The 14,057-nt window shown below is 63.2% G+C and carries 14 protein-coding genes; 5 read left to right on the top strand and 9 right to left on the bottom strand.

The features are described from left to right. Positions 1–32: 32 nt before the first annotated feature. Positions 33–1,088, top strand: a complete 1,056-nt coding sequence (locus tag QQ992_RS26635) for an HAD family hydrolase (protein ID WP_286111659.1) — start codon at positions 33–35, stop codon at positions 1,086–1,088. Between the two features lie 2 nt (positions 1,089–1,090). Here QQ992_RS26635 and QQ992_RS26630 read toward each other — a convergent pair whose 3' ends face one another. From QQ992_RS26630 to QQ992_RS26620, 3 genes are all read right to left on the bottom strand, one after another. Then, on the bottom strand, positions 1,091–1,369 hold the full coding sequence (locus QQ992_RS26630; protein WP_286111658.1) for a hypothetical protein: 279 nt from the start codon (positions 1,367–1,369) through the stop codon (positions 1,091–1,093). Positions 1,370–1,553: 184 nt separating this feature from the next. Further along, a complete protein-coding gene (gene ilvD / locus QQ992_RS26625) occupies positions 1,554–3,395 on the bottom strand; it encodes a dihydroxy-acid dehydratase (RefSeq protein ID WP_286111657.1) in 1,842 nt (613 codons plus the stop codon). Positions 3,396–3,666: 271 nt separating this feature from the next. Continuing rightward, positions 3,667–4,863 (bottom strand): class I SAM-dependent rRNA methyltransferase, encoded by a 1,197-nt coding sequence (locus QQ992_RS26620; RefSeq protein ID WP_060513580.1) that lies wholly within the window; start codon positions 4,861–4,863, stop codon positions 3,667–3,669. A 178-nt stretch (positions 4,864–5,041) separates the two neighbouring features. Here QQ992_RS26620 and QQ992_RS26615 point away from each other — a divergent pair, with 178 nt between their 5' ends. Both QQ992_RS26615 and mutM read left to right on the top strand, forming a co-directional pair. Then, the gene (locus tag QQ992_RS26615) at positions 5,042–5,860 is read left to right on the top strand and encodes an HDOD domain-containing protein (RefSeq protein ID WP_174244685.1); all 819 of its coding nucleotides are present in this window, start codon (positions 5,042–5,044) and stop codon (positions 5,858–5,860) included. A 3-nt stretch (positions 5,861–5,863) separates the two neighbouring features. Then, a complete protein-coding gene (gene mutM / locus QQ992_RS26610) occupies positions 5,864–6,676 on the top strand; it encodes a bifunctional DNA-formamidopyrimidine glycosylase/DNA-(apurinic or apyrimidinic site) lyase (RefSeq protein ID WP_010955661.1) in 813 nt (270 codons plus the stop codon). A 170-nt stretch (positions 6,677–6,846) separates the two neighbouring features. Here the strand turns inward: mutM and QQ992_RS26605 are convergent, their stop codons facing one another. From QQ992_RS26605 to QQ992_RS26585, 5 genes are all read right to left on the bottom strand, one after another. After that, entirely contained in the window at positions 6,847–7,098 is a 252-nt protein-coding gene (locus QQ992_RS26605) for a YfhL family 4Fe-4S dicluster ferredoxin (RefSeq protein ID WP_016489663.1), read from the bottom strand. 108 nt (positions 7,099–7,206) lie between these two features. Continuing rightward, positions 7,207–7,686, bottom strand: coding sequence for a pantetheine-phosphate adenylyltransferase (coaD, locus tag QQ992_RS26600; RefSeq protein ID WP_016502083.1), 480 nt, complete (start codon positions 7,684–7,686; stop codon positions 7,207–7,209). Positions 7,687–7,798: 112 nt separating this feature from the next. After that, the gene (locus tag QQ992_RS26595) at positions 7,799–9,397 is read right to left on the bottom strand and encodes a GMC family oxidoreductase (protein ID WP_286111656.1); all 1,599 of its coding nucleotides are present in this window, start codon (positions 9,395–9,397) and stop codon (positions 7,799–7,801) included. Between the two features lie 20 nt (positions 9,398–9,417). Beyond that, on the bottom strand, positions 9,418–9,903 hold the full coding sequence (locus QQ992_RS26590; protein WP_198749325.1) for a twin-arginine translocation pathway signal protein: 486 nt from the start codon (positions 9,901–9,903) through the stop codon (positions 9,418–9,420). Between the two features lie 10 nt (positions 9,904–9,913). Continuing rightward, a complete protein-coding gene (locus QQ992_RS26585; RefSeq protein WP_286111654.1) occupies positions 9,914–11,344 on the bottom strand; it encodes a coniferyl aldehyde dehydrogenase in 1,431 nt (476 codons plus the stop codon). 151 nt (positions 11,345–11,495) lie between these two features. Here QQ992_RS26585 and QQ992_RS26580 point away from each other — a divergent pair, with 151 nt between their 5' ends. Beyond that, the gene (locus QQ992_RS26580; RefSeq protein WP_019097917.1) at positions 11,496–12,161 is read left to right on the top strand and encodes a TetR/AcrR family transcriptional regulator; all 666 of its coding nucleotides are present in this window, start codon (positions 11,496–11,498) and stop codon (positions 12,159–12,161) included. Between the two features lie 35 nt (positions 12,162–12,196). After that, positions 12,197–13,051 carry a sulfurtransferase gene (locus QQ992_RS26575; protein WP_104833789.1) on the top strand — a complete coding sequence of 285 codons (855 nt, stop codon included), beginning with the start codon at positions 12,197–12,199 and terminating at the stop codon, positions 13,049–13,051. Positions 13,052–13,063: 12 nt separating this feature from the next. On the opposite strand, the gene QQ992_RS26570 is transcribed toward QQ992_RS26575, so the two are convergent. Then, a complete protein-coding gene (locus tag QQ992_RS26570) occupies positions 13,064–14,056 on the bottom strand; it encodes a hydrolase (protein WP_286111653.1) in 993 nt (330 codons plus the stop codon). Position 14,057 lies beyond the last annotated feature (1 nt).

The raw sequence follows: 14,057 nt of genomic DNA, 5'->3' as shown, positions 1-14,057 counted from the left end.
AGCGTTTCCGGGTCATTTCAGGAGATTCGTACATGAAGCGCGCCCCTAAAGCCGTGGCCCTCGGCCTGTCTCTGCTGTTCAGTATCGAAACCTTCGCCACCGAGCTCAAGCATTGGCCAGCAGACGCAGCCAAACAGCTCGACAGCATGATTGCCGCGAATGCCAACAAAGGTAATTACGCGGTGTTCGACATGGACAACACCAGTTACCGCTATGACCTTGAAGAGGCCCTGCTGCCATTCATGGAAAACAAGGGGCTGCTGAGCCGCGACAAGCTCGATCCGTCGTTGAAGCTGATGCCGTTCAAGGACACCGCCGAGCACAAGGAAAGCCTGTTCAGCTACTACTACCGGTTGTGCGAAGTTGACGACATGGTCTGCTATCCGTGGGTGGCTCAGGTGTTCTCGGGCTTTACCCTGAAGGAGCTGAAAGTGCAGGTGGATGAGCTGATGGCCTCCACCAAGCCGATCCCCAGTACCTATTACGACGGGGACCAGGTCAAGGCCATCGAGGTACAGCCGCCCAAGGTCTTCAAAGGCCAGGCCGAGCTGTACAACAAGCTGATGGAGAACGGCATCGAGGTGTACGTGATCTCGGCGGCTTCGGAAGAGCTGGTGCGCATGGTCGCGTCAGACCCCAAGTACGGCTACAACGTGAAGCCGCAGAACGTGATTGGTGTGAGCCTGCTGCTGAAAGACCGCGCCAATGGCCAGCTGACCACGGCACGCAAGCAGATCAGCGCCGGACACTATGACGCCAAGGCCAACGAAGGCCTGGAACTGACCCCGTACCTGTGGACCCCGGCCACCTGGATGGCGGGCAAGCAGGCGGCGATCCTCACCTACATCGATGAATGGAAGAAGCCGGTGCTGGTGGGCGGCGACACGCCAACCAGTGATGGCTACATGCAGTTTCATGGGGTGGATGTGGGCAAGGGCGGCATCCACCTGTGGATAAACCGCAAGGCCAAGTACATGGACCAGCTTAACGGGATGATTGCCAAGAATGCGGCGGCGCAGGCCAAGGAAGGGCTGCCGGTGACGGCGGACAAGAACTGGGTGATCGTGACGCCGGAGCAGATCCAGTAGGCTCATGGTACGTGTACCGTGATTCGATAACTGCCGCTGGAAACACGTTTGCCGTAGCGGTCGTGGACGGCGAACGTGTGACCGGCCTGGGTCTCTTGATGAATGACCGTGGCGTACTCGCCAGAGAAAATGTTCTTGGCTTGCAAGTGGGCAGGAGGTGCGTCTGATAGGGGGATGGCGCTGGGGCAATCGGTAAGCACCAAGCGCCCTTGTTCGGCATCCCAGGCATGGCGACAACCAGGTACATGTACCGAGCCCCTGAAACTGATGGCTCCGGTCATTGCACGCTCCTGACCTTGGGTAGAGGTGGGTACCAGGCATACGTACCCTATGGTCACGCTGTACAGCAGGCTTTTCCAGCTCATGGCTGCCATTGCCCCCTAAGGCTGCTTTTTAGGCAGTATGGGAGCAGAAAAGCAAAAAAAACCGGCGCACGGGGCGCCGGTTGGTGTTTTCAGACGCTTCTTACAGGCCTTCCAACATAGCCTTGTTGCGCACGGCACCCTTGTCGGCACTGGTCGCCAGCAGGGCATAGGCCTTCAGCGCGGTGGTCACCTTGCGTGGGCGTGCTTCGACCGGTTTCCAGCCCTTCTTGTCCTGCTCGATGCGGCGCTCAGCCAGCTCTTCATCGCTTACCAGCAGGTTGATCGAACGGTTAGGGATGTCGATCAGCACCTTGTCGCCGTCACGCACCAGGCCGATGGCGCCACCAGCAGCCGCTTCCGGCGAGGCGTGGCCGATCGACAGGCCCGAGGTACCGCCCGAGAAGCGGCCGTCGGTGAGCAGGGCGCAAGCCTTGCCCAGGCCTTTGGACTTCAGGTACGAGGTCGGGTACAGCATTTCCTGCATGCCCGGGCCGCCTTTCGGGCCTTCGTAGCGGATGATCACGATGTCGCCGGCCTTCACTTCGTCAGCGAGGATGCCGCGTACGGCGCTGTCCTGGCTTTCGAAGATTTTCGCGGTGCCTTCGAACACGTGGATCGACTCGTCGACACCGGCGGTTTTGACCACGCAGCCGTCGAGGGCGATGTTGCCGTACAGCACGGCCAGGCCGCCTTCTTGCGAATAAGCGTGCTCGAAGCTGCGGATGCAGCCGTTTTCGCGGTCGTCATCCAGGGTTTCCCAACGGGTCGACTGGCTGAACGCGGTCTGGGTCGGGATGCCGGCAGGGCCTGCCTTGAAGAAGGTGTGCACGGCTTCGTCATCGGTCTGGGTGATGTCCCATTTGGCGATGGCTTCTTCCATGCTGCGGCTGTGCACGGTCGGCAGGTCGGTGTGCAGCAGGCCGCCACGGGCCAGCGAACCGAGGATGCTGAAGATGCCGCCGGCACGGTGCACGTCTTCCATGTGGTACTTCTGGATGTTCGGCGCCACTTTGCACAGCTGCGGCACTTTGCGCGACAGGCGGTCGATGTCGCGCAGGTCGAACGCCACCTCGCCTTCCTGGGCGGCGGCCAGCAGGTGCAGGATGGTGTTGGTCGAACCGCCCATGGCGATGTCGAGCATCATGGCGTTTTCGAACGCCTTGAAGTTGGCGATGCTGCGCGGCAGTACCGACTCGTCGTTCTCGCCGTAGTAGCGCTTGCACAGCTCGACGATGGTACGGCCGGCGGTGAGGAACAGCTGCTCGCGGTCGGCGTGGGTGGCCAGGGTCGAACCGTTGCCCGGCAGGGCCAGGCCCAGGGCCTCGGTCAGGCAGTTCATCGAGTTGGCGGTGAACATGCCGGAGCACGAACCACAGGTCGGGCAGGCGCTGCGCTCGTATTCGGCGACTTTTTCGTCGGAGGCCGTGGAGTCGGCGGCGATGACCATGGCGTCGACCAGGTCCAGGCCGTGGCTGGCCAGTTTGGTCTTGCCGGCTTCCATCGGGCCGCCGGAAACGAAGATCACCGGGATGTTCAGGCGCAGGGCGGCCATCAGCATGCCGGGGGTGATCTTGTCGCAGTTGGAAATGCACACGATGGCGTCGGCGCAGTGGGCGTTGACCATGTATTCCACGGCGTCGGCAATGATCTCGCGGCTTGGCAGCGAGTACAGCATGCCGTCGTGGCCCATGGCGATGCCGTCATCGACCGCGATGGTGTTGAATTCCTTGGCCACGCCACCGGCGCGCTCGATTTCGCGGGCGACCAGCTGGCCCAGGTCCTTCAGGTGCACATGGCCCGGGACGAACTGGGTGAACGAGTTGGCGATGGCGATGATCGGTTTCTTGAAATCTTCGTCCTTCATCCCGGTGGCGCGCCACAGGGCACGGGCGCCGGCCATGTTGCGGCCTTGGGTGGAAGTCTTGGAACGATAATCAGGCATGAAACACTCCTGGCGGCTTAATCAGGTCACAAAAAGGGGAGTGAGCTTCTCTTGTCCTTTGCGCCGCAGGCCGGTTGCCACTGGCACGGATGAGGCCGAAGACCGCGCGGGATCGCCGCGTGCTTGGCCAGAGCTCATAAACCCGCCGGGGATGACTGGCGATGAATAGGCCGATTCTACACCGCTGGCGCGGCGAGGGAATGCAGATGTGGATGGTTGGCGGGGAGTTTGCGGCAGGAAAGGGCCGCCTGGCGGCCCTTTTTAGCAGAGATCAGCTATTCGGCAGCAACCGGCAGGTGATGCTCTTGATGTAGCGGGTCTCGGCAATGGCCGGGTGCACCGGGTGGTCCGGGCCTTGGCCGCCGCGTTCGAGCAGCTGCAGGTTGCGGTCCAGGTGGCGGGCGCTGGTCAGCAGGATGTTGTGCAGGTCGTCCTCGGGCAGGTGCATCGAGCACGAGGCGCTGACCAGGATGCCGTCCTTGCTCAGCATGCGCATGGCCTGCTCGTTCAGGCGGCGGTAGGCCGCTTCGCCGTTTTTCAGGTCTTTCTTGCGCTTGATGAAGGCGGGTGGGTCGGCAATGATCACGTCGAAGCGTTCTTCGGCGGCCTTCAGTTCGCGCAGGGCCTCGAACACGTCGCCTTCGATGCAGGTCAGTTTCTCGCTGATGCCGTTGAGTGCCGCGTTGCGCTCCACGCCATCCAGGGCAAAGCCCGAGGCATCGACACAGAACACTTCGCTGGCGCCGAAGGCGCCAGCTTGCACGCCCCAGCCACCGATGTAGCTGAACAGGTCGAGTACACGCTTGCCTTTTACATAGGGGGCCAGGCGTGCACGGTTCATGCGGTGATCGTAGAACCAGCCGGTCTTCTGGCCTTCACGTACCGGGGCTTCGAACTTGACGCCGTTCTCTTCCAGCGGCACCCAGTCCGGTACTTCGCCGTAGACGGTTTCGACATAGCGCTGCAAGCCTTCGGCATCACGCGCGGCGGAGTCGTTCTTGAACAGGATGCCGCTTGGCTTGAGCACCTGAACCAGGGCGGCGATCACGTCGTCCTTGTGCGCTTCCATGGTGGCCGAGGCCAGCTGCACCACGAGGATGTCGAAGAAGCGGTCGACCACCAGGCCCGGCAGCAGGTCGGAGTCGCCATAGACCAGGCGGTAGCACGGCTGGTCGAACAGGCGCTCACGCAGCGACAGGGCGACGTTCAGGCGGTGAACCAGCAGCGACTTGTCCAGCGGCAGCTTGATGTCGCGCGACAGCAAGCGGGCGCAGATCAGGTTGTTCGGGCTGAGTGCAACGATGCCCAGAGGCTTGCCGTTGGCTGCCTCGAGAACAGCCTGCTGACCGGCCTGGAAGCCTTGCAGCGGGGTCGCGCTGACGTCGACTTCGTTGCTGTAGACCCACAGGTGGCCGGCGCGCAGACGGCGGTCGGCATTGGCTTTGAGGCGAAGGCTGGGCAGGGACATGACGTCGCTCCGGGAAAAAAGAGCGGGAGTATAACCTGTTGGCCCGCACTTCTGTTCGAGGCGCGACAAAGCGCTTGCGCACGCAACTGGGTTAGAATCCCCCGTCCTAAACGAGTGTGCACGTATGTCCCAAGAACTCAGCGCCGAACAGATCCAGCAAGCCTTGCAAGGCATCACCATCCCGCCGCAACCGCAGATCATGGTTGACCTGCAGTTCGAGCAGTACATGCCTGACCCGGACCTGGAAACCATCGCCAAGCTGATTTCCCAAGACCCGGGCCTCTCAGGTGCCTTGCTCAAACTGGTTAACTCGCCGCACTTCGGCCTGTCCAACAAGATCGGCTCGATCCAGCGCGCGGTGAACCTGCTGGGCAGCCGTTCGATCATCAACCTGATCAACGCCCAGTCGATCAAGGGCGAGATGAGCGATGAGACCATCGTTACCCTCAACCGCTTCTGGGATACCGCTCAGGACGTGGCGAACACCTGCCTGACCCTGGCCAAGCGCACCGGTATCCAGGCAGCGGACGAGGCGTACACACTGGGCCTGTTCCATGACTGCGGCGTGCCGTTGATGCTCAAGCGCTTCCCCAATTACATGGAGGTGTTGGAGGAGGCCTACGCCAAGGCCGGCGAAGAAACGCGCGTGGTCGATACTGAAAACCATACGTTCAACACCAACCATTCGGTGGTCGGCTATTTCACCGCCAAGTCGTGGCGCCTGCCCGAGCACCTTAGCGCGGCTATCGCCAACCACCATAACGCCTTGGCGGTGTTTCGCGACGAGAGTTCGCGCAATACCCAGAGCCAGCTGAAAAACCTGCTGGCGGTGTTGAAGATGGCCGAGCACATTTGCGCGTCCTACCGGGTACTGGGCAACCAGGCGGTGGACCATGAATGGAATGTGGTAGGCCCGCTGGTGCTCGATTACATTGGTTTGTCGGAATACGATTTCGAAAACCTCAAACAGAACATTCGCGAGCTGGGCGGGCACTGACACATGCCGGAATTGCCAGAAGTAGAAACCACCCGGCGCGGTATTGCGCCGCACCTGGAAGGCCAACGCGTCAGCCGTGTGGTGGTACGCGACCGGCGCCTGCGCTGGCCCATCCCGGAAGACCTGGATGTACGCCTGTCGGGGCAGCGCATTGTCAGCGTCGAGCGGCGTGCCAAGTACCTGTTGATCAATGCTGAAGTCGGCACGTTGATAAGCCACCTTGGCATGTCAGGCAATCTGCGGCTTGTTGAGCTGGGTTTGCCGGCGGCCAAGCATGAACATGTCGATATCGAGCTGGAATCGGGGCTGATGCTGCGCTACACCGACCCGCGCCGCTTTGGGGCCATGCTGTGGAGCCTGGACCCGCTGAACCACGAATTGCTGCTGCGCCTGGGGCCAGAGCCGTTGACCGACCTGTTCGACGGCGAGCGCCTGTTCCAGCTGTCGCGTGGGCGGTCGATGGCGGTCAAGCCCTTCATCATGGATAACGCAGTGGTGGTGGGGGTGGGCAACATCTACGCCACCGAGGCACTGTTTGCTGCAGGGATTGACCCACGCCGGGAGGCGGGCGGGATTTCCCGGGCGCGCTACCTGAAGCTGGCGATCGAGATCAAGCGGGTGCTGGCGGCGGCAATCGAGCAAGGGGGCACCACCCTGCGCGACTTTATCGGGGGCGATGGGCAGCCGGGGTACTTCCAGCAGGAATTGTTCGTTTATGGTCGCGGCGGGCAGCCGTGCAAGGTGTGCGGCACGGAACTGCGCGAGGTGAAGCTGGGGCAAAGGGCGAGCGTCTATTGCCCGCGCTGCCAGCGCTAAGCTTCATAGGCGAGTACGGTCCCCTGTAGGAGCGGCCTTGTGTCGCGATGGGCCGCGCAGCGGCCCCGGCAATTTCTGCAGCGGGGCTGAAATTTTTGGGGGCGCTTCGCACCCCATCGCGACACAAGGCCGCTCCTACAGGGACCGCGCGGAGGCAGGCTTGAGGGGGCTTAGTCCTTGCCGGTGATGCGGCGGTACTTGGCCATCAGCTGCTCTTCGGTTTCCGGGTGGGCTTCATCCAGCGGGATGCAGTCGACCGGGCAGACCTGCTGGCACTGCGGCTCGTCGTAGTGGCCCACGCACTGGGTGCACAGGTTAGGGTCGATCACGTAGATCTCTTCGCCTTGGGAGATGGCCTCGTTCGGGCACTCGGGTTCGCAGACGTCGCAGTTGATGCAATCGTCGGTGATGATCAGGGACATGGGGACTCCGGCCGGGGCTCACCGCCCGGGCATGTTCAACGCAATGGGCACAATTGTGCCGCATTCGCGCTCGCAGTGCACGCGGGCGCGACAATCAGGCGATCAGGCTTACTTCTTGAAGCGTTCGGTCAGCGCGTCGGCCACCACCGGATGGACGAATTTGCTGATATCCCCACCCAGTGCGGCAATTTCCCGGACCAACGTCGAGGAAATGAACGAATAACGTTCCGAAGGCGTGAGGAACAGGCTCTCGACATCGGGGGCCAGTTGCCGGTTCATGTTGGCCAGCTGGAACTCGTACTCGAAGTCGGACACGGCACGCAGGCCACGCAGGAAGACGTTGGCGCCTTGTTCCTTGGCGAAATGCGCCAACAGGGAAGAGAAGCCGATGACTTCGACATTGGGCAGGTGCTTGGTGACCTCACGGGCTAGCGCCACCCGTTGTTCCAGCGGGAACAGGGGGTTTTTCTTCGGGCTGGCCGCCACTGCGATGATCACATGGTCGAACAGCCGCGAAGCGCGCTCGACCAGGTCGCCATGGCCTTTGGTAATGGGGTCGAAAGTACCCGGGTACAACACTCGGTTCATCGCGTCATCCTGGCTGGAGTGCGTTGGGGAGTCGGATGGTAGCGCAGCGACGGCGCCCCGGCCAAGTCATGCGGCCGGCTGATGGCACTATAGACAGGGGGCGTATTCGTTGTCATGCGTTGCGTGCCAGGCGGGCGACCAGTGCTTCGGTGAGCCTGGCGCTGATGGCATACACCGAGAGTTGCGGGTTGGCGCCGATGCTGGTGGGGAACAGCGAACCGTCGTGGACGGACAGGTTTTCCAGCTGGTGGTGACGGCCCAGGCTGTCACACACCGCTTGGCGCGGGTCTTCGCCCAGCGCACAGCCCCCCATCACATGGGCGCTGCCCAGGCGTGTGCGGAAGGGCTCCAGGCGTAACGTGTCGATCATGGCCAAGGCCTGTTCCAGGCTGGATGTGGCGCTGGCATCGCTGTGCACAGGGGTGACCTGGGTAGCGCCGGCGGCAAACTGGATCTGCGCCATGCTGCGGTAGGCGCGACGCAAGCCGTCGCGCAGGTAGTCGGTGACCGGGTAATCGAGCACCGGTGAGCCATCGCCACGCAGCTCCACGGCACCGCCCTGACTCTCGGGGTGGAAGCCATCGCGCAGCAGCGCCAACATCACATGGGTGTGCGGCAACTCGGCCATACGCTGGGCGTTTTCCTGTCCGTGCCCACCCAGCAGGGTGCTGGCCAGGGCCGGGTGCAACGGCGGCACTTCCAGTTTGTAGCCGACCGGGCCATCCGTGCCGCCTTGCCACTGGAAGTGGTCGCTGTAGATGGACTGCGGGGCGCCATGGTAGGGGTCGATACGGTCCTTGAAGCGCGCAGCGCTGAAGTTCACCAGGTGCAGGAAGGTGCGCTTGCCCAGGCGACCATGGGGATCCGGTGCGTCGGAACGCAGCAGCAGGGCCGGGCTGTTGATACCGCCGCCAGCGAGCAGGTAATGGCGCGCGCGGACGCTGATCTGCCTGCCGGTGGGGTGTATGCCTTGGGCATCCAGGGCCTGGCATGTGAGGCCCTGGATACGCTCGCCGTTGTGGGTGAAGCGCTCGGCCCGGGCCAGGTACAGCAGTTCGCCGCCATGGTCGAGGGTGGCGGGAATACGGGTTACCAACATCGATTGCTTGGCATTCACCGGGCAGCCCATGCCGCAGTAGCCCAGGTTCCAGCAGCCGCGTACGTTGCGCGGGATAATCGCCCAGCGGTAGCCCAGCTGTTCGCAGCCTTGGCGCAGCACGTCGTTGTTGGCATTGGGTGGCATGGCCCATGGCGTAATGCCCAGTTCCTGCTCCATGCGTTCGAACCAGGGGCGCAGGTCATCTTCGCCCAGGCCCGTCACGCCGTGGGCCGAGGCCCAGTGGGCCAGCGTCTGCGGCGGGGTACGAAAGCTCGACGTCCAGTTCACCAGCGTGGTGCCGCCAACGGCGCGGCCTTGCAGGATGGTGATGGCGCCATCCTTGCTCATGCGCCCCAGGCCCTCCTGGTACAGGGTTGCATAGGCTTCGTTTTCCAACAGGTGGAAATCGCTGCTGGTCTTGAGCGGGCCTTCTTCGATCAGCAGCACCTTGAAACCGGCGGCGCTGAGCATTTGTGCGCTGGTGGCACCGCCGGCACCGCTGCCAATCACGGCAATATCGGTCTCCAGCAAAAGATCGTGCTCCAGGCGTGACGCGTCATGGGTGATCCAGCCGCGTTCGAGGCCTTGGCGAAACGGGTCGGCTACAGGCATTGGCGATGCTCTTGTTGTTTTCAGATTTTCGGTGGGCCGGGGTAACCGCAGGCGGCCCAGGACTCGGGGCGTTCGTACCAGGCCATTTGCAGCAGTTGCAGCAATGAAGCGTGGCCCATGCGTAGCAGGTTCAGTGAGCTGTCCTGCCAACGTTGCAGGAAGGCTGTGACTTGGGTGGGGCTGGCCTGTTCCCAGGCGCCCCAGACACCGGTCAACGGGCCACGGGTAAGCGGCAGGCTGAGCACGTCGAACAGTTGCCGGGTGAGCTTGAGCATTTCCGGCGACAAGGCCGCCAGCTTGTGGTCGAGGCTGTGCAGCACCGATTTATCGGTGGCCAGCGTGCCGGCCAGCACCACCGGGATCAGCGCACGCAGCAGTGGCAGGTCGTCGTCGCGCAGTAGTTGGTAACCCTGCGCGCTGGTTTGCGCGGTGCAGCCGACCAGGCCGGTTGCACTCAGAAAGATGCTGGCGCCAAGGCTGAAACGCAGCAGGTCACGACGGTGCATAGGCTGCCCCTCAGCGGATGAACAGCTTGTAGACCAGGCGCTGCAAGGCTTTGCCATAAGGCGGGTAGATCAGCCACGCGGCGTTGAAACGTTGCTTGGCCAGCACGGCCTTGGCCTTGCTGAAGGTCAGGAAACCGTCGTGGCCATGGTAGTGGCCCATGCCCGATGGGCCGATGCCGCCGAAGGGCAGGTCGTCCTGGGCCACATGCAGCAGGGTGTCGTTCAGGCACACGCCGCCGGAGTGGGTGTGGCGCAGCACGCGTTCCTGCCCGGCCCGGTCATACCCGAAGTAGTAAAGCGCCAGCGGGCGCGGGCGTTGGTTGATGTAGGCCAGCGCCTGGTCGAGGCTGTCGTAGGGCACCAGCGGTAGCAGCGGGCCGAAGATTTCGTCCTGCATCACCTGCATGTCGTCACTCACCTCCAGCAGCAGGTGTGGTGGCAGGCGTCGGCCTTGGCGGGGCTCGCCAGGGTACAGGTCGAGCACTTGCGCACCCTTTTCGCGGGCATCGTCCAGCAGGTGCTGCAAGCGCTGCAGCTGGCGCGGGTTGATGATGGCGGTGTAGTCAGGGTTGTCGGCGATGCGTGGGTAAAGGCGCTGAACGGCGCGCTGGTAGGCGTCGCTGAAGGCCGCCAGCCGATCACGCGGCACCAGCACATAGTCGGGGGCGACGCAGGTCTGGCCGGCGTTGAGGGTTTTGCCGAAGGCGATGCGCTCGGCGGCGGTGTCCAGGGGCACGTCGTCCGACACGATGGCGGGCGACTTGCCGCCCAGTTCCAGGGTGACCGGCGTCAGGTTCTGCGCCGCAGCCAGCATCACCTGGCGGCCCACGCTGGTGGCGCCGGTGAACAGCAGGTGGTCGAAGGGCAGGCGGGCGAAGGCCTGGCCCACCTCGACCTCGCCGAGTACCACGCTGACCAGGTCGCAGGGGAATACCCGTTCCAGTACTTGCTTCAAAGCCTGGCCACTGGCGGGTGTGGCTTCGCTGAGCTTGAGCATGACCCGGTTACCGGCAGCCAGCGCGCAAGTCAGCGGGCCGATGGCGAGGAACAGCGGGTAGTTCCACGGCACGATGATGCCGACCACCCCCAGCGGTTGGTATCGCACCTGCGCGCGGGCTGGCTGGAAGGCCAGGCCAACGCGTCGCCGGCTGGCGCGCATCCAGCGTTGCAGGTATTTTTCGGCGTGGCGCAGGCCCTGTATCGAGGGCAGCAACTCGGCCAGCAAGGTCTCGTCGGCGCTGCGTCCGGTAAAGTCCTCGCTGATGGCCTCGATCAGCTCATCCTGGCTGGCCAACAGGGCTTCACGCAGGCTTTTCAGCCATTGCCGGCGCTGGGCGGCCGGTGGCAGGGGGTTACCTGCAAAGGCCTGGCGCTGGGTTGCGAACAACACTGCAAGGTCGAGGTCGGATTGCACAGAGGGCAAGGCACTGGGCGAGTTCATGGCGGTGTCGAGTCCGGGCAGGGAATCTCTAGAGCCTATACTCTAATTTGCACGATGGTGCGAATTTTTCCACACGTTCGAACGGTGCATTCCACCTGCAATACGCCGTAAGATGGCCCTTTGAAGAAGGCCCGCAGACTGGGAGCTGAGCATGGCCCCGCGCATGAAGACCCGAGAGCGCATCGTGCAGAACAGCCTGGAGCTGTTCAACCAGCAGGGCGAACGCAGCGTCAGTACCAACCACATTGCCGCGCACATGGAAATCTCGCCCGGCAACCTGTATTACCACTTCCCCAACAAGCAGGCGATCATCGCCCTGTTGTTCAGCCAGTATGAAGAGTTGGTGGACAGCTTCCTGCGCCCGCCACAAGGCCGCGCGGCCACCGTGGAGGACAAGCGCTTCTACCTCAAGGCCTTGCTGGCCGCCATGTGGAACTACCGCTTCCTGCACCGCGACCTGGAGCACCTGCTGGACAGCGATGCCGAACTGGCCGCCCGTTATCGGCGTTTTTCCGAGCGCTGCCTGCGCCAGGGCCAGGCGATCTACCGTGGCTTTGTCGAGGCGGGCATTCTGGCCATGGCGCCGGCACAGATCGAATCGCTGACCATCAATGCCTGGATCGTGCTGACATCGTGGGTGCGTTTTCTCAGCACCACGCGTGAACATTCGGCGCATTTGGGTGAAGAAGCTTTCAAACGCGGCGTCTATCAGGTGCTGGTGCTGGAGCTCGGCTACGTGACCGACAACGCCCGCGCTGCCGTGGACGCCTTGTGCCAGGAATTCCATGTACCGTTCAACCAGGCCCTGGAGCTTTAGCCCAGGGCCCAAGTGCCATCGATCAGGAGATTGTCATGCCCCTTGCGCAATTGATCACCCCGCAGCAGTTGGCCGAGCGCCTGGACGCGCCCAAGCTGGTGATTCTCGACTGCCGCTTTGCCCTTGAGGATGTGGACTATGGCCAACGCAGTTATGCCCAGGGGCATATCGCCGGGGCGCATTTTGCCGACCTTGACCGCGACCTCAGCGGGCCGGTGAGCAAGGGACGCACCGGGCGCCACCCGTTGCCCGATGCGCAGCGGCTGGTCGCGCGCCTGCGTGAGTGGGGCCTGGACAACGACAGTGAGGTGGTGCTGTACGACGACGGCCCCGGTGCCTTTGCCGCCCGTGCCTGGTGGCTGTTGGTCTGGCTGGGCAAGCGCAGCGGTGTGGCGATTCTCGACGGTGGCCTGAAGGCCTGGCATGCCGCGCACCTGCCGCTGAGCCTGGACCCACCGCCCAAACGCGAGGGCAACTTCAAGGGTGAGCCGGACGCCAGGCTGCTGATCGATGCCGACCACCTGGGCAAGCGCCTGGGTAGCAGTGACCTGACCTTGATCGATGCGCGTGCCTTGCCGCGTTTTCGCGGTGAAGTGGAGCCGATCGATCCGGTGGCGGGGCATATTCCCGGGGCCCAGTGCGCAGCGTTTACCGACAACCTGGGGGCTGATGGGCGCTTTTTGCCGGCGGACCAGCTCAAGCAGCGCTTTGCCGAAAAGCTGGCCGGGCGCGCGCCGGAGCAGCTCGTGTCTTATTGTGGGTCTGGGGTGACGGCTTGCCACAACCTGTTTGCGCTGGCGCTGGCGGGGTACCCGTTGGGCAAGCTGTATGCCGGGTCCTGGAGCGAGTGGATCAATGATCCGGAGCATGGCGTAGCCACTGGCGAGTAATCGGTAAGCGCCCTATTGGCCGTCCACCAGCCACTGCGGAATCCGCCGCTCCAGGTAGTACCCCGGATTTCGCAGGCTGCCATCGACAAAGCCCACATGACCACCGCGGCTGTGCAGTTCGAAGCAGGTTTGTGGCGCCAGCTCACGGGCCGTTGGCAGGCTATGGCCGGACACGAACGGGTCATCGCTGGAATGGATGATCAGCGTTGGCGTGCGGTTCTGGCCGAGGAAGAAATGGCTCGATGAGCGGCGATAGTAGTCGTGCGCATCGCGAAAGCCGTTGAGCGGTGCGGTGACTTTGCCATCGAAATCCCAGAAGGTGCGCAAGTTGGTCAGTTGCCCCAGGCGCTCCAGCGCCGCGAGCCGATCATGCTGACCCTGCTGGTGGAAGTGCCGCTGTTTGAGCTGCACATACGCCAGCATTTCGCGCATGAAGTGCGCCTGATACACCTTAGAGAACCCCTGGCCGATACGGTCGGCACAGTGGTCCAGACGAAAGGGCACCGACACGGCAACCGCTGCTTCCAGTTGGCTGGCAACCCCGCTTTCGCCCAGGTATTTCAACAGTACATTGCCACCCAGCGAGTAGCCCACTGCATACAGTGGCGCCAAGGGGCGTTGGGCGCGCAGGTGGCTGACAATTTCCGCCAGGTCTTCACTGGCACCGGAGTGGTAGCTGCGTGGTAGCAGGTTGGGTTCGCCCGAGCAACCGCGCCAGTTCGCTGCCACGCTGGCCCAACCGCGCCCTTGCAGCGCTTGCTGCAGGCCTTTCACATAGGGCGAATGTGACGAGCCGGTCAGCCCATGCAGCACAAGCACCAGTGGCGCATGCGGTTCATGGGGGCCATGCCAGTCGAGGTCGATGAAGTCGCCGTCGGCCAGCCACAGCCGCTCGCGGTTGCGCTGCAGTTCAGGCAGCTTGCGCCACAGGGGCCCCCACAGGGTTTGCAGGTGGGGGTTGGACAGGCCGGTGGCTGGGCGAAATGTGGCGCTTTGGCTGGGCATA

The sequence above is a fragment of the Pseudomonas kurunegalensis genome (assembly GCF_030291635.1).
In the GTDB taxonomy this organism is placed as follows: Bacteria; Pseudomonadota; Gammaproteobacteria; order Pseudomonadales; family Pseudomonadaceae; genus Aquipseudomonas; species Aquipseudomonas monteilii.
Note: the sequence above shows the minus strand (reverse complement) of the source record. Positions and strands in the feature narration are given on the sequence as shown.